The 14,083-nt window shown below is 71.7% G+C and carries 12 protein-coding genes and 2 tRNA genes; 8 read left to right on the top strand and 6 right to left on the bottom strand.

Going from position 1 to position 14,083, the window contains the following annotated elements; translation table 11 throughout:
- The first annotated feature begins 89 nt into the window (after positions 1 to 89).
- Positions 90 to 746, top strand: a complete 657-nt coding sequence (locus ACT3UL_RS00815; protein ID WP_444576148.1) for an SRPBCC domain-containing protein — start codon at positions 90 to 92, stop codon at positions 744 to 746.
- 76 nt (positions 747 to 822) lie between these two features.
- Positions 823 to 2,148 carry an MFS transporter gene (locus ACT3UL_RS00810; protein WP_444576146.1) on the top strand — a complete coding sequence of 442 codons (1,326 nt, stop codon included), beginning with the start codon at positions 823 to 825 and terminating at the stop codon, positions 2,146 to 2,148.
- Positions 2,149 to 2,211: 63 nt separating this feature from the next.
- Here ACT3UL_RS00810 and ACT3UL_RS00805 read toward each other — a convergent pair whose 3' ends face one another.
- Complete coding sequence (locus ACT3UL_RS00805; RefSeq protein WP_444576144.1) at positions 2,212 to 2,760, bottom strand: CarD family transcriptional regulator; 549 nt, start codon at positions 2,758 to 2,760, stop codon at positions 2,212 to 2,214.
- Positions 2,761 to 3,072: 312 nt separating this feature from the next.
- Here ACT3UL_RS00805 and ACT3UL_RS00800 point away from each other — a divergent pair, with 312 nt between their 5' ends.
- From ACT3UL_RS00800 to ACT3UL_RS00790, 3 genes are read left to right on the top strand one after another with little or no spacing between them, the layout of a single operon-like run.
- Positions 3,073 to 3,753: an ABC transporter ATP-binding protein gene (locus tag ACT3UL_RS00800; protein WP_444576143.1), complete on the top strand. Its 681-nt coding sequence runs from the start codon at positions 3,073 to 3,075 to the stop codon at positions 3,751 to 3,753.
- Positions 3,750 to 5,285, top strand: coding sequence for a hypothetical protein (locus ACT3UL_RS00795; protein ID WP_444576141.1), 1,536 nt, complete (start codon positions 3,750 to 3,752; stop codon positions 5,283 to 5,285). The genes ACT3UL_RS00800 and ACT3UL_RS00795 overlap by 4 nt, the downstream gene beginning before the upstream one ends.
- A gap of 19 nt (positions 5,286 to 5,304) precedes the next feature.
- Entirely contained in the window at positions 5,305 to 6,033 is a 729-nt protein-coding gene (locus tag ACT3UL_RS00790; RefSeq protein ID WP_444576140.1) for a class I SAM-dependent methyltransferase, read from the top strand.
- On the opposite strand, the gene ACT3UL_RS00785 is transcribed toward ACT3UL_RS00790, so the two are convergent.
- From ACT3UL_RS00785 to ACT3UL_RS00775, 3 genes are all read right to left on the bottom strand, one after another.
- Positions 6,008 to 7,219: an aminotransferase-like domain-containing protein gene (locus ACT3UL_RS00785; protein ID WP_444576138.1), complete on the bottom strand. Its 1,212-nt coding sequence runs from the start codon at positions 7,217 to 7,219 to the stop codon at positions 6,008 to 6,010. The genes ACT3UL_RS00790 and ACT3UL_RS00785 overlap by 26 nt on opposite strands.
- Before the next feature lie 12 nt (positions 7,220 to 7,231).
- The gene (locus ACT3UL_RS00780; RefSeq protein WP_444576136.1) at positions 7,232 to 7,702 is read right to left on the bottom strand and encodes a methylated-DNA--[protein]-cysteine S-methyltransferase; all 471 of its coding nucleotides are present in this window, start codon (positions 7,700 to 7,702) and stop codon (positions 7,232 to 7,234) included.
- Positions 7,703 to 7,824: 122 nt separating this feature from the next.
- Positions 7,825 to 9,420 (bottom strand): Ada metal-binding domain-containing protein, encoded by a 1,596-nt coding sequence (locus ACT3UL_RS00775; RefSeq protein WP_444576134.1) that lies wholly within the window; start codon positions 9,418 to 9,420, stop codon positions 7,825 to 7,827.
- Between the two features lie 164 nt (positions 9,421 to 9,584).
- Here ACT3UL_RS00775 and ACT3UL_RS00770 point away from each other — a divergent pair, with 164 nt between their 5' ends.
- The gene (locus ACT3UL_RS00770; RefSeq protein WP_444576133.1) at positions 9,585 to 10,493 is read left to right on the top strand and encodes a N5-glutamine methyltransferase family protein; all 909 of its coding nucleotides are present in this window, start codon (positions 9,585 to 9,587) and stop codon (positions 10,491 to 10,493) included.
- Here ACT3UL_RS00770 and ACT3UL_RS00765 read toward each other — a convergent pair.
- A tRNA-Gly gene (locus ACT3UL_RS00765) sits at positions 10,462 to 10,535 on the bottom strand. The two genes, ACT3UL_RS00770 and ACT3UL_RS00765, sit on opposite strands and share 32 nt — an antisense overlap.
- Positions 10,536 to 10,674: 139 nt before the next feature.
- Here ACT3UL_RS00765 and ACT3UL_RS00760 point away from each other — a divergent pair.
- Positions 10,675 to 10,748 (top strand) — tRNA-Pro (locus ACT3UL_RS00760).
- Positions 10,749 to 10,835: 87 nt separating this feature from the next.
- Entirely contained in the window at positions 10,836 to 12,425 is a 1,590-nt protein-coding gene (tig, locus tag ACT3UL_RS00755) for a trigger factor (RefSeq protein WP_444576131.1), read from the top strand.
- 480 nt (positions 12,426 to 12,905) lie between these two features.
- Here the strand turns inward: tig and ACT3UL_RS00750 are convergent, their stop codons facing one another.
- Positions 12,906 to 13,724 (bottom strand): C40 family peptidase, encoded by an 819-nt coding sequence (locus ACT3UL_RS00750; protein ID WP_444576129.1) that lies wholly within the window; start codon positions 13,722 to 13,724, stop codon positions 12,906 to 12,908.
- Between the last annotated feature and the right edge of the window lie 359 nt (positions 13,725 to 14,083).

The raw sequence follows: 14,083 nt of genomic DNA, 5'->3' as shown, positions 1-14,083 counted from the left end.
GCGCCGCACGAGGGTCGGATACTCTGCGAGGGTCCGTGCCCGCGCAATCGCGCCGGCACGGAGCGGTTCCGACCCTTTTCGAGGAGAAGATGGCTGTCACGGAGTCGCTGCCCGTGGTCGACGCGGTGCGACGCGAACTCGAGATCGACGAGCAGATCCATGATGGACGCACCCAGGTGCGCACCACGGCGACGCTCACCACCAACATCGACCGATCGCCGGCCCAGCTCTGGCCCCTGCTGACGCGCCCGGATCAGCTGGCCCGCTGGTTCGGACCGATCTGCGGTGACCTCCGCGAGGGCGGACGGTTCGAGGCGCCCCGCGGGGCGCGCGGACACGTCCTCCAGGTGGAGGCACCCCACAAGATCTCCTTGACCTGGGAGGACGACGGGTCCGAGGATCCGCTGTCGATCCGTCTGGACCCGGAGGACGACGGCACCACCCTGCTGCGCCTGCGCCATACCCGCTTGATCCCCCAGGACGAGTTCGACCTGGTGGGGCCCGGTCTCGGCGCCGTGGACTGGGAGATCGCCCTGCTCGCGCTCGCCGCGGTGACCGATGGCTGGCGCACGAGCTGCCTGCACGATGTCCCACGGCCCTCCTCGGCATGGCTCGCCGGCGAGGAAGGCGCCGCCTACATCCGGGCGTGGTCCGTGCGCTGGGCCGCGGAGGCGATCGCGGCAGGGGTCGACGAGGACGCGGCGCGGCGCGCCGAGATCGAGACGAACGCCGCCTACGGCACCTGAGCGGACGGCGTCGACTCGGGCGTCCGCCCTCTGGAACTGTTTGCCCAGGCTCACGATCGGGTGACAGACTTCCTCGGTGACCACCCCTGCGCGCCTCCCCCCGGGAAGCCCCTCGGGAAGCAGGGCGCAGTCGTCCAAGCAGGTCCTGTGGTCGCTGGCCCCGTCGGTGTACGCCCCGACCCTGCTGGAGTTCTCCGGCCTCGCGGCACTGATGCCGGTGATCCCGCTGCTGGCTCTGGACCTCGGGTTCGCCGCCTGGCAGGCGGCCGCGCTCACCACCATCTTCGGGCTCACCTCGTTCCTCGGGCCCATCCCCGCCGGTCGATTCATCTCCCGCGTGGGGGCACGCCGCGCGCTCGTGAGCACCGGGGTCCTGCTGGTGCTCTCCAACCTCGTCGCCTTCATGGTGCTCACCCCGGGAGTCCACGGGAACCCCGGGCCGCGCCATCAGGTCACCTTCCTGGGGCTGCTGCTCGTGATGGCGATCAGCACACAGGTCTGGCAGCTGGGGAGGCAGGCCTACCTGGGCACTGCCCTGCCGCCCGCGATGCGGGCGCGCGGCATGACCATGTTCGGCGGCGTGATCCGTCTGGGAGAGGTGATCGGCCCGCTGCTGGGCGCTCTCGTGATGACCCTGGGATCCGACACCGGGGTGTTCATCCTGTTCGCGGTGACCGCTGCCGCCGGCACCGTGATGATCGCGATCTTCCTGCCGCCGGGGGAGGTCCGGCCCTCCCCGAAGCGTCCGCGCGGTGAACGGATCCCCCGCAGCACCGCCCGCTCCCGGCTGGACCGCGCCGTGCTGAGCAGGATGGCGATGGTCGGCCTCGGGATCGCCCCGGTGATGATGGCCCGTGTGAACCGTCCGGTGATCGTGCCGCTCCTCGGCGCATCGCTCGGCCTCGACTCGGTCTGGATATCCCTCGTCTTCGGGGTCTGCGCGGCCCTCGAGATCCTGTTGGTGATCCCGGCCGGAACGCTGATGGACCGCTACGGGCGCGCCGCCGTCGCCGTCCCCTGCGCTCTCCTCATGGGGGCCGGATTCATCCTGCTGGCGGTCCTGGGGACCACCCTGGCCGGGCAGGGGACCACGCTCGCCGTGGTCGCTCTGCTGGTGCCCAGTCTGCTCATCGGTCTGGGGAACGGGATGGGGGCCGGGATCGTCATGACGCTGGGCATCGACGTGTCCCCGGTGCACGACCGCACCCGGTACCTGGCCTGGTGGAACACGATGCTCGGTTCGGGTCGTCTGGCGGCGCCCCTGGTGGTCACGGCCATCGCCCTGGTGGCACCGATCGCCCTCGCCGGTGCGGCCACCGGGGGGCTGTGCCTGGTCGGGGGAGCGTGGCTGGCACGCACACTGCCCCGCGTCACGCCCTCCGGGAGTACCCGGAGGAGGTGAGGCGGGGCAGTGGATCCGCGCTGTCCGCGCGGGGGCGGGACTGCGGCGGAGAGTCAGCCGGTGTCAGGCGGCGGTGTCAGCACCTGCTGCGACCGCGCTCGCGGCGGTCTCCTGCAGCAGCTGATCCGCATCGTCGCGCGGGATCTCCCGGGCGATGGCGATCTCGGCGGCGAGCGGTGCGATCGCCTGCTTGAGCAGGTTGCGCTCCGCGAGGCTCGACGGGGCGCCGCCGGAATCGCCGAGGATGCCACGGATGACGTCGATGCGGTCGGTGAGGCGGCCGGACTGCAGCTGCATCGTGAGCGACTTGATCCGGTGGGCCCAGGAGGCCTTCTTCTCCGGCGGCTCGATCGGCTGCGAGAGCTGATCGATGAGCTCGGCGATCTCCTTCTCCTCGAGAAGCGCGCGCAGTCCGATGACGTCCTTGCCGTCGGACGGCACGGAGATCCGCATCTCGTCGCCGATGACCTCCATGTCGACGTATTCGCGGTCGGTCCCGCGGACGCTGCGGGTGCAGGTGGAGACGATGCGCACCGGTCCATGGACCGGGTGGGTGAGCACGTCGCCGGGCTTCGGAGCAGCGGTGTCGACGGGCGGAGTGGCAACGGACAAGGGGATACCTCCTCGGTGGGCCTGTGCGCCGTCGGTACCGAAGACCGGCCAAGGTCCGGGCGGCCGCGCTCGGTCATCGCGCAGAGCCTGGTCAGGGCAGTGCGACGGGGGACATCGAGGCAGCTCGAGCGCCGCTCGACCTGCAGGAACAGGGTGGCGGCGCCTACGGCAGCGCACCCCCATGGTCTCATGGATCTGACACGATATCCAGAGGTTGACGTTTCCGGTTGTGTCACACCGCGAGGGCTGCGGGCCCGAGTGCAGACCGAAGTCGGACGCGGTCCCCGGGACCGATGCTGTTTCATGGAGTCCATGGGACGAGACGCGACGCAGCACACCGATCAGGGTGATCGACCCGACGAAATGGTCCGGTTCGAGGGCGTCGGCGTCGTCTCCGACGACAACGTGCTGCTGCTGGACGCCACGGGCCGTGCTCGGGCCGGTGAGATCCTCGCCCTCACCGGCGCCAACGGCTCCGGGAAGACCACCCTTCTGCGCGTGCTGGCCGGACTGACCGATCCGACCGCGGGGACCGTGCTCATCGCGGGTCGGCGCCCGGATGACCGGGACCGGACCTTCCGCGCCGCGCTCGCCGCCCTCATCGGGCCCCCGCAGACCGCGCGGGACCTCACCATCGTCGAGCACCTCCAATTCATCGCCGCCACCTGGGGGACCGGGGCGAAGGCTGCCCGCGTCCAGGCAGAGGAGCTGCTGGACGAGCTGCAGATCGGCACCCTGGGCCACCGATTCCCGCACGAGCTCTCCAGCGGACAGTCCCAGCTGGTCGCCCTCGCGCTCACCCTCGCCCGCCCCAGCGAGGTGCTGCTGCTGGACGAGCCCGAGCAGCGTCTGGACGCCGACCGGCTGGGACTGGTGATCGACGCGGTCCGGGCCCGGGCAGAGGCAGGCAGTGCGGTGATCCTGGCGAGCCACAGCCCCCGACTCCTCGAGGAGCTCGCCGATGTGCGGCTGCACCTCGAGGAGCAGCGGTGAGCGCGGCCCCGGCGGCGGCGTCCGGATCCCTCACGGCGGTCCGGGAGGTCTGGGCGCAGAGGTCGCAGGCCCGCACCCGCGGCGATGTCCTGTACCTGGTGTACGTCCTGGCGCTGAGCGTGCTGATCTTCGGGGCGCCCGTCATCCGGGCGGCGGGCACCGCCCTGTCCCGGCCCGACGTCGTGCCGTTCCTGATCGCCTCCGGGGCGCCGCAGACCAGCACGGCGATCACCCTCGTCGGAGGTGCTGGCCTGGTGCTGCTCGGGGCGGTGCGCGGCCCGGCCCTGCTCTCCCCGTTCTTCACCGCGAGCCTCGCCTCCAGCGCGATCCCGCGCCGGTCCGTGCTCTGGAGGCCGCTCCTGCGGTCGCTGGCGGTGACGGTGCTGGTCGCGGTGATCCCCGCGGTGCTGATCGCGGCCACCCTGGAGTCTGCGGGCCATGTCGAGATGGGGGCCGTGGGCTGGTTCGCGCTCGCCGCCGCGGGGGCAGGATCGCTGCTGTGTGCGGCATGGTTCGCGGGTCAGCTGCTCGGCTCCGCCGGGCGCCGACTGCTCGCCGTCGCACTCGTCCTCCTCGGGGTCGGCGCCCTGATGCTGCCCGGGGGGATCGGGCTCGGCGGGGCGTACCCGGTGGGCGGGCAGCGACCGGGCCTCTCGGCGGTCGTCCTGTGCGTCGCCGGGATCCTCGCGGTCGGTGCGGTCATGCTGCTGCTGGACCGCCTGCGGGGCGCCGTGCTCCAGGAGCAGGCCGCGCGCTGGGAATCCGCCACCATCAGCGCCACCACGATGGACCTGTCCGGGGCGGCGGGCTTCTTCCAGCCCGCTCCCGCAGCGGGCCGCCGCCTCCCGGCGATCGGGGCCGGTCCGCTCGCCGTGCTCTATGCGCGACGCGATCTCGTCGCGTGGCTGCGGAGCCCGGAACGGACCGTTGTCGGCGTCATCGCCTCCCTGCTCTCCGCCGCGGCGGTGGCCGGCTCCACGCTCTTCACGGGGCCTCTGGCGTGGTTCGTGCTGCTCCTGGGCACGCTCGGCCTGTGGCTCGCGAGCGGCACCTTCGTGGATGGCATCCGGCACGGCGTGCACACGCTGGGTGCACCTCAGCTGTTCGGGCAGTCCGCCGCCGTCCAGGTGCTCCTGCACCTGACCGCTCCGGTGGTCCTGCTCACGGCGCTCGGAGCCCTCGGCGGGCTCGGCGCGTGGATCGCCGCCGGTGCCGTGCCCGGGGCGGTCCTCCTGGAGGTGCTCCTGCCCGCTGTCCTGGCCCCCGTGCTGATCATCGGCCGGGCCCGGGATGCCGCGAAGGGCCCCATGCCGCTCTCGCTCAGCACGCCGATGCCGACCCCGCAGGGGGACATCTCCGTGCTGCCGATGCTCCTGTGGCTCTCCGACGCGATCCTGCTCGCCCTGGTCGTCGGGGCTCTCCTGCTGGCGACTGCGTCGTCAGGAGCCCTCTGGATGGTCGTCGTCGCCACGGTGGCGTCGGCGCTGATGGGGCTGATGGCCCGGGTGCGGCTGCGAGCACTCGTCTCATGACCGAGGAAGGGAGCGCTTCATGAACATCCGGACCACGCCGAATCCGCTGATCCGCTGGATCGGGCTGCGGCTGACGCGGTTCAACGACCGTCACCCGTGGAGCCACAACAACCACTTCCATCCGTGGATCCTGCGATCCCTGCCTCCGAGCACCGGTCGTGCGCTCGACGTCGGCTGCGGCCGCGGGGACCTCGTCGCGGCGCTCGCCGGGTTCGCGGGCCGGGTCGACGGGATCGACCCCGACCAGGAGATGGCCTATCTCGCCGCCACACGTTTCGCGCACGATCCGGCCGTGCAGATCGGGCGCCGCACGCTCTCCGAGCATGTCGCCGAGCCGCGCCGCCATGGCACCTATGACGCCCTCACGATGGTCGCCTCGCTGCACCACATGGATCTCGCCGAGGCGCTCCTCGACGCACGGACCCTGCTCCGCCCCGGCGGGCGGCTCCTCGTCGTCACCCTCACGGACCCGGTGAGCACCGCCGACCAGATCTGGGATGTGCTCAGTGTGCTCAGCAATCCGCTGATCGGTCTCGTCAAGCACCCGCGCCCGGTGCGCGAGGCGCCGGAAGAGCGTCCGATCCCGGTGAAGGACCCCGCCTGGCCGATCGACACGCTGCGTCAGGAGGCCGCGAGGATCCTGCCCGGCGCGGTGATCCGTCGGCGGGAGGGCTTCCGCGTGACGCTGCGCTGGCGCAAGCCCGGCAGCGCGCCGGCGGAGGTCAGCGCCGGGGGTGCTGTGCGATGACCTCGCCGAGACGGCCGATGGCGTCCTCGATGACGGCGGGGGCATGGGTCACGAAGCTCAAGCGCATCGTGGACCGATCGGGGTCGTCGGCGAAGAACGACCACCCCGGCAGGTAGGCGACCCCGGCCGAGACGGCGTCGGCGAGCATGACCTGCGCGTCGTAGCCCTCGCCGAGCGCGGCCCACAGGAACATGCCGCCGTCAGGATGGGTCACCTGCGCGCCCGCCGGCAGCACCGGAGCGATCGCGGCGGCCATCGCGTCACGCCGCTCGCGGTAGACGGCGCTGACCCGGGCCACGTGGGCGTCGAGATCGACGGAGGCCAGGTAGCGGGCGACCGTCAGCTGATCGACCACGGAGGACTGCATCGAGATGGCGGCCTTGGCGACGGCGAGGGTGTTCAGGATCGGGCCCTCGGCGCGCATCCAGCCGATGCGCACGCCCGGGCTCATGAGCTTGCTCATCGAGTTCAGCAGCAGGGTGCGCTCGCTCATCCCCGGCAGGGCGGCTATCGGCGCCCAGGTGCCCCCGGTGAAGTTCAGCGCACCATAGGGGTCGTCCTCGATGAGGGGGACGTCCGTGCGCAGCAGCACGTCGGCGACGGCCTGCCGGCGGGCGACCGGCATGGTGCGCCCGGTGGGGTTCTGGAAGGTCGGGATCAGGTAGACCATCCGCGGATGATGCGTACGGATCGCCTCCTCGAGCGCCTCGGGGACCACGCCGTCGTCGTCGGTCTCCACCCCGATCATCCGCGCCCCGTGCACGGCGAAGGCCTGCACGGCCGCGAGATAGGTGGGGGATTCCACGAGCACGACGTCACCCGGCTCGAGCATCGCCTGCGCCACCACGAAGAGCCCTTCCTGCGAACCGGAGGTGACCCGGATCTGGGAGGCGTCCGTGGGCAGGTCACGCGACAGGCGACGGGCGGCCTGCTCGCGCAGCTCGACCTCGCCCTCGCTCACGCCGTACTGCAGTGCGCGGTGGCCCTGGTTCGCCAGCACCCACTCGTAGCTGGCGGCGATGTCCTCGAAGTCGAACAGCTCCGGGTCGGGGATGCCTCCGGCGAAGGACACGACGTCCTCGCGGGCTGCGAGCGCGAAGATGTCCTTCAGCGGGGAGGACTCCATGCCCGCGTAGCGGGCGGCGACGGGGAAGCGATACGGCTCGGACGACGAGGGGAGGCTCATCGCTCTATCGTGTCACGCGAGCAGAGCACCCTCGAGGACCAGCAATGCCTGTTTCGTCTCGATCCCGCCGGCGTATCCGGTGAGGGCGCCGTTCCCGGCCAGCACCCGATGACAGGGGACGACGATCGAGATCGGGTTCGAGCCGACGGCGGCCCCGACGGCCTGGGCGGCGCGGGGCCGCCCGAGCTCCTGGGCGATCGTCCCGTAGGTCGTCGTCGCGCCCCGCGGGATCTCCTGCAGGCGGTCCCAGACGGCGTGCTGGAACTCGGTGCCCCGCGGAGAGATCGGCAGGTCGAAGCTCATGCGCTCCCCGGCCAGGTAGGCGAGCAGCTGTGTCTCGGCGGCGTCCAGGAGGGCGTCGTCGCCGGCAGCCGCCGGCCCGAGCCGTTCCGGGCGGGGGAAGTGGCTCTGCTCCTCGCGCCAGACCCCGGTGAGCGACTCCGCCTCCGCGGCGAGCAGATAGGTGCCCAGGGGGGTGGCCACCCGACGGTGCCGGGGCTCGACCGTCGCAGGTGCAGGTGCAGGTGCAGGTGCAGGTGCAGGTGTCGCGGCACGAGCAGACGCTGGCGTGGTGGTCGGAGCGGCGTGCGTGGGACGGTGGTCGGTCATGACGGGTGTCCTTCCGGAGCGGAATGGGATGAGTGGACGGAGGGCGGCGCGGCCGCGGTCGATCCGCGACGGGTGCGGGCGGAGGCCCGACGGGGCGAGGCCCGACGGAGCGAGGCCTGGTGGTGCCACAGGTGCATCGAGGCGTAGGAGCGCCAGGGAGCCGCGGCGACCAGCTCCTGCTGGAGGGAGGCGTGGTCCTCGGCGAGGCCGAGGTCGCGCGCCGCACCGAGCAGGGCGACATCGCGCGCCGGGGCCACGTCGATGGCGCGCACTCCGCGCAGCAGCACGTAATCGGCCGTCCAGGGGCCGATGCCGCGCAGGGCGAGCAGGTCGGCCCGGAGCTCGTCGACCGGCCTGGAGACGTCGAGATCCAGATCGGTGGAGATCGTGCCGATCGCGGAGATCAGGGTTCTGCGCCGAGCCGCCGGCCCGCGGAACCATTCCTCGGCGTGAACGGCGGCGATACCGGGATCCACGGGGGCGCGATGCACCCCCGACAGGTGGAGATCAGCAGGCAGCTCCTCGGTGAGCAGATCCGTGGCCCGAGTGATCTGCTCGCGTGCCTGCGACGTGGTGATCTGCTGCCCCGTGACCGCCCACAGCAGGGCCTCCGCGAGGCTCGGTGTCCCCGGCAGCCGCACCCCGGGCCGGGCGTCGACCAGCGGGGCGAGCGCGGGCACCGAGGTCGAGAGCCCGCCATCGATCCCCACCGGGTCCGCGTCGAGGTCCAGCAGCCGTCGGGCCAGGGAGATCGCGGCCGCGTGGTCGCGCAGATCCGCCAGCCTCATGCTCACCGGAAGCGCGCCGGCGGCGCCGAGGTCGATCTGCAGCACTCCCGGTCCGTGCGGCAGTCGCACCGCGCGGGTCCAGACCGAGCCCGAGAGGTCCTCGACGCCGGGTACGGCGCGATGCGCGAACCAGGCGGCGAGCCCTGCGCCGTCGAAGGGGCGGCGCACCGCGAGCCGCGCGGTCACCACGGAGCCTCCGTCGGCCGCCCGGGAGGGTCCTCCCGGGCGGCCGTGCGAGCGCTCCCGGACCGCCGAGGGGGAGTGGCCGAAGAGCTGGGTGAACGTCTCGTGGAACTGACGCTCGCTGCCGAACCCGGAGACGTGGGCGATCAGCGCCAGCGGCAGATCGGACCCGATCACCAGCTCATGAGCCCGTCGGGCGCGGCGCATCCGCGCATGGGCGAGGGCTCCTGCCCCGGTGACCGCCACGAGCGCACGGTGCAGGGTGCGCTCGGAGACGGCCAGCCGCCGTGCGAGGTCGGGGACCGTGCCCTCCTCGTCCAGCGCCCCCTCGTCGATCAGTCGCAGCGCCCGTCCCGACAGCGACCCCATCGGATCGTCGTCCGGGCTGCCCGGCGGGGCCGTCGGCCCGCAGCGCTTGCAGGCACGGAAACCGCCGGCCACGGCGGCTGCGGCCGACGGGGCGAAGTCGACGCCGCCGCGCTGCGGGGTGCGGGCCGGGCACGAGGGCCGGCAGAAGATCCCGGTGGAGCGCACGCAGGTGAAGAACATGCCGTCGAACCGGGTGTCGCGGGCGCGGATCGCCGCATAGCGCTCGTCGTCGGTCATCGCGGTCCGTGTCATGACTCCAGTGAACCGCGCTTGGGCCTGCGGCACCAGCGGGAATCGGACAGCGTGGTCGGCCCGGCTCGGCTGTGGTCGGATCGGGGCGGTCCAGTCCGGGGCAGGTACCGTCCGGCACTGCTGACCTCTGGTGCCCGCCGAGGTCGCGGGGGAGAATGGCGGTGATGACGACGATGCCGCCGGACCACCCGGCCGACCAGCAGGTCCCCACGGACGATCCCCGGCTCCGAGCCCTGGTGGAGCGGCTCCGGCGCGCCGGATGCGTGTTCGCCGAGCAGGAGGCCCGCATCCTCCTCGAGGCGTCGGACGGGGCGGAGCTCGAGCAGCTGTGTGCGCGTCGGGAGGCGGGCGAGGCCCTCGAGCACCTGGTCGGCAGGGTCGAGATCGGCGGCGAGCTGCTGGCCGTCGGCCCGGGCTGCTTCGTGCCCCGCCAGCGCACCCTCGCCCTCATCGACGCGGCCGTCCAGGAAGCCCGGTCGCGGAGGTCACCCGTGATGGTCGAGGCGTACTGCGGGGTGGCTCCCATCGCCGCGCTCGTCGGCCGGCGGGTGCCGGGGGTCCGAGTGCATGCCACGGACCGGGACGAACGGCCTCTGGTCCATGCCCGCACGAATCTTCCCGCCGGTTCCGGGGTGCATCGCGGGTCCGGCCTCGACGCCCTGCCGGCGCAGCTGGCAGGCGCCGTCGATCTCCTCGCAGCGGTACCCCCGTATGTGCCCTCCGCGCAGCTGGAGCTGATGCCGCGGGACGCCCGGGAGCAGGAACCTGAAGTCGCCCTGGTCGCCGGGGCGGACGGCCTCGACGAGGTGAGACGGCTGCTCCGGGAGGCCCCGCGGTGGCTCGCCCCCGGTGGCGTGCTGCTCCTGGAGATGCATCGGGACCAGGTGCCGGGCGTCCTCGCGCAGGCCCGCGAGCAGGGGTGCTTCGATGCTGTCGGTCATCAGGTGGCGGGAGATGGGGAGACCGCTGTGGTGAGGGTGCGGCGGGACGCCGGCAAGCAGAGAGCCGCGGTCCCGGAGGGGACCACGGCTCTGCAGCGGTTGGAGCGGGCGACGGGAATCGAACCCGCGTAATCAGTTTGGAAGACTGAGGCTCTACCATTGAGCTACGCCCGCTGGACTGCACCATTGAATCAGATGAACGGTGCGGTCGCACATCGGAGGACCGAGGACGCGACATGCATCTCCTCACAGCGCGCCGGGATGATTCGAGCGCTCCCCAGCAGTACCGGGTAATATCCCATGGGTTGCCCTCCGGGGTGTAGCTCAGCTTGGTAGAGCACCCGCTTTGGGAGCGGGAAGTCGCAGGTTCAAATCCTGTCACCCCGACTCCGCTTCGGGTGGCCGCCGCGTGCGTGCTCCGGAGCACCGTGAGAACTGACCACTAGACCGACGATCCACAGGGAGACCTGACCAGTGAAGACCGAGTCCGAGAAGCTCAGCCCCACCCGGGTGAAGCTCACCGTCGAGGTGCCTTTCGACGAGCTCAAGCCGGCCGTCGCGGCCGCCACCACGAAGATCTCCGAGCAGGTGGAGATCCCCGGCTTCCGCAAGGGCAAGGTTCCCGCCACCCTCGTCGAGCAGCGCTTCGGCCGCCCCGCGATCATGCAGGAGGCCGTCAACGACGCGCTTCCCGACTTCTACCAGCAGGCAGCTGCCGAAGCGGCGATCAAGCCCGTCGGCCGCCCCGAGGTCGAGGTCAGCGAGATCCCGGGCCTGGACGGCTCCGAGGACGGCAACCTCGTGTTCGTCGTCGAGCAGGACGTGCGCCCCGAGATCGAGCTGCCCGACTTCTCGACCTACGAGGTCGAGATCGAGGAGCCCACCGTCGACGACGACGCCGTCGAGGTGCGCCTGACCGAGCTGCGCGAGCGCTTCGGCACCCTCGTGGGCGTCGACCGTCCCGCCCAGAACGGTGACTTCGTCTCCCTCGATCTCGTCGCCACGATCGGCGACGAGGAGATCGAGTCCGTCGAGGGCACGTCCTACCAGATCGGCGAGGGCAACATGCTCGAGGGTCTGGACGAGGCGCTCATCGGCCTCTCCGCCGAGGAGACCACCACCTTCACCTCGAAGCTCGCCGGCGGCGATCACGCCGGCGAAGAGGCGCAGATCAAGGTCGTCCCGCAGTCGGTCAAGGTCCGCGAGCTGCCCGAGGCCGACGACGAGTTCGCCGAGCTGGCCTCCGAGTTCGACACCATCGACGAGCTGAAGGACGACCTGCGCAAGCAGGCCGACGCCGACGCCGAGGGCAACCGCGTGGCCCTGGCCCGCAACGCTCTGCTCGAGAAGCTGCTGGAGGAGCTCGAGATCCCCGTTCCCGACGCGCTCGTCGAGGACGAGATCAACGCGCACCTCGAGAACGAGGGCAAGGAGCCGGGCGACCCGCATGGCGAGGAGATCCGCGAGGACACCGCCAAGGCCGTCCGCGCCCAGTTCCTGCTGGACGAGATCAACGGCACCCGTGAGGTCAGCGTCGAGCAGGACGACCTCATGGCCTACATGACCCAGCTCTCGGCGCAGTACGGCATCGAGCAGAACCAGCTGCTGCAGATGCTCGCCCAGTCGGGTCAGCTCGAGCAGATCTTCGGCGAGGTGCAGCGCTCCAAGGCCCTCGAGGTCGTCCTGGCGGACGTCACCGTGAAGAACGCCTCCGGCGACGTGCTGGATCTGGGCCTCACCGCCCAGGCCGCCGAGGCCGATGCTGACGACGTGGAGAAGGCCGACGCGGACAGCGCCGACGACGCCGCGGCAGCCGAGAAGGCTCCCGCGAAGAAGGCGTCGGCCAAGAAGGCTGCTGCCAAGAAGGCCCCGGCGAAGAAGGCTCCGGCCAAGAAGGCTGCGGACACCGAGGCGGCGGACACCGAGGCCGCCGCTGAGGACACGACCGAGAAGGCCGCTGCCAAGAAGGCTCCGGCCAAGAAGGCCCCCGCGAAGAAGGCACCGGCCAAGAAGGCCGCACCGAAGAAGGCTGCGGACACCGACGCCGCCGACTCCTCGAAGTGATCCTCCGCTTCGGCTGATCCGGCTGATCCGGCTGGTCTAGCCGATCCGGCTGATCCGGCCGAGGCACTCGAGGAACCATCGACGGGCCGTCACCCCCTCCCGGGGTGGCGGCCCGTCGTCGTATCCAGTGGCGTGTGGTGTGCAGCCTCGCCTCTCTACGGGCTCCCTGCACACCTGGCGCCAGTCGTTGCGGTGCGGTGCGGTGCGGTGCAGTGCGGTGGGTGTGGGGTGGCCGGGGGCGGAGAGGCCATCCCGACTCACCGCCGCGGAGGGGAACGCGGGTGGTCCGACGGCATCGCGAGGGGTGCTCAGGTACCCCGGCACCCGGGTACCCCGGCACCCGAGTACCCCGGTACGCGGGCAACCGAACACCGGGCGCCCGAACACCGGGCGCCCGAGCACCGGGCACCCGGAGGGCGAATGCACGAGGGCCCGGTCTCCGTGTGTGGAGACCGGGCCCTCTGTGAAGAGCTGTGTGGATCAGCGGTAGGTCACGAAGCCGATCGGGTTGCCCCAGAGTGCGCGCTCGACGACGCGCTGCTTCGAGCCGGAGGCGTCGATGATCTGGCCGTTTCCGGCGTAGATCGCGACGTGGCCGGAGTAGGCCACGATGTCGCCGGGCTGGGCCTGGGACTGGGAGACCCAGCGGCCGCCGTTGGCGATCTGGCCGCTCGTGCGGGGGAGGTTGATCCCGGCTGCCTTGTAGGCGTAGTTCACGAGTCCGGAGCAGTCCATGCCGCTGAGCGACGAGCCGCCCCAGCTGTACGGGCTGCCGACGGCCGAGCGCGCGGCGTTCACGATCGTGTTGTTGTTCGAGCTCGAGGAGGACTTCGCCGGAGCGGAGGTGCCGCCGCCCGAGGGGGCCGCCGAGCCGCCGAGTGCAGCGAAGGTCTTCGGGCCGACGACGCCGTCGACCTGCAGGCCCTTGGAGGACTGGTAGTTCTTGACCGCGGAGTGGGTGCGGGGGCCGAAGGAGCCGTCCACGGCGATGCCCGCACCGTTGTCGTTCAGGGCCGACTGGAGCTTCTCCACGGCGTTGCCGCGGGAGCCCCAGCGCAGCTTCGCGCTGGTGTCCAGCGCGGTCGACGGCGCGGTGGTGACCGGGGCTGCCGGAGCGGTCTGCACGGCAGGGGCGGCGGGCGCGGCCGGGGCGGCGGGAGCAGCCTGGGCAGCGGAACCGGCGAAAGCGGTGCCGACGACGACGGTGCCGAGGACTGCGGCGCCACCGAGGCCGCGAGCTGCGGTGAAGGCGGGGGTCTGTGCGCGTCCTGCGGTGCGGTGCGTGTTGTGCTGGGCCATGTTCTGCTGATCGTTCCTTCCGGGCCGGCGGGGGTGCCGGGGGTGCTGCTGGCTGATGTGTCCCCCGCAAGCGGGGCGATCTCTGTCCTGCGTTGAGACCAACGTAGGGGTGCGCCGCAGCTCCCGTAAGGGGTCTTGGGACAGCTCGGCAGGGGACTTGGCGTGGTTTTTGCCTGATCTCGGGTCAACGTGACCAGAACTCGCCGCGACTTGACGATCCGGGGAGGTCCGCGGCACATCCGTCGACGCGCGACGGGTCGTGCACAGCGCTTCTCCGGTGCTGGGGAGCCGCGGCCGCCCAGTGCGCCTGCGGCGAACAGCGACCCGTGCCGTCCCACCCAGCGCCTAGAGTCGACACA

The organism is Brachybacterium sp. 107 (genome assembly GCF_052379725.1).
Lineage (GTDB): Bacteria > Actinomycetota > Actinomycetes > Actinomycetales > Dermabacteraceae > Brachybacterium.
The sequence above is the reverse complement of the archived record's forward strand: the minus strand, read 5'-3'. Positions and strand labels throughout refer to the sequence as shown.

What these genes read in the sequence shown, in the direction of transcription:
- ACT3UL_RS00815 (WP_444576148.1), top strand. Translation starts at nt 90, where the DNA reads ATGGCTGTCACGGAGTCGCTGCCCGTGGTCGACGCGGTGCGACGCGAA.
- ACT3UL_RS00770 (WP_444576133.1), top strand. Translation starts at nt 9,585, where the DNA reads ATGACGACGATGCCGCCGGACCACCCGGCCGACCAGCAGGTCCCCACG.
- ACT3UL_RS00800 (WP_444576143.1), top strand. Translation starts at nt 3,073, where the DNA reads ATGGGACGAGACGCGACGCAGCACACCGATCAGGGTGATCGACCCGAC.
- ACT3UL_RS00750 (WP_444576129.1), bottom strand. Translation starts at nt 13,724, where the DNA reads ATGGCCCAGCACAACACGCACCGCACCGCAGGACGCGCACAGACCCCC.
- ACT3UL_RS00775 (WP_444576134.1), bottom strand. Translation starts at nt 9,420, where the DNA reads ATGACACGGACCGCGATGACCGACGACGAGCGCTATGCGGCGATCCGC.
- ACT3UL_RS00785 (WP_444576138.1), bottom strand. Translation starts at nt 7,219, where the DNA reads ATGAGCCTCCCCTCGTCGTCCGAGCCGTATCGCTTCCCCGTCGCCGCC.
- ACT3UL_RS00790 (WP_444576140.1), top strand. Translation starts at nt 5,305, where the DNA reads ATGAACATCCGGACCACGCCGAATCCGCTGATCCGCTGGATCGGGCTG.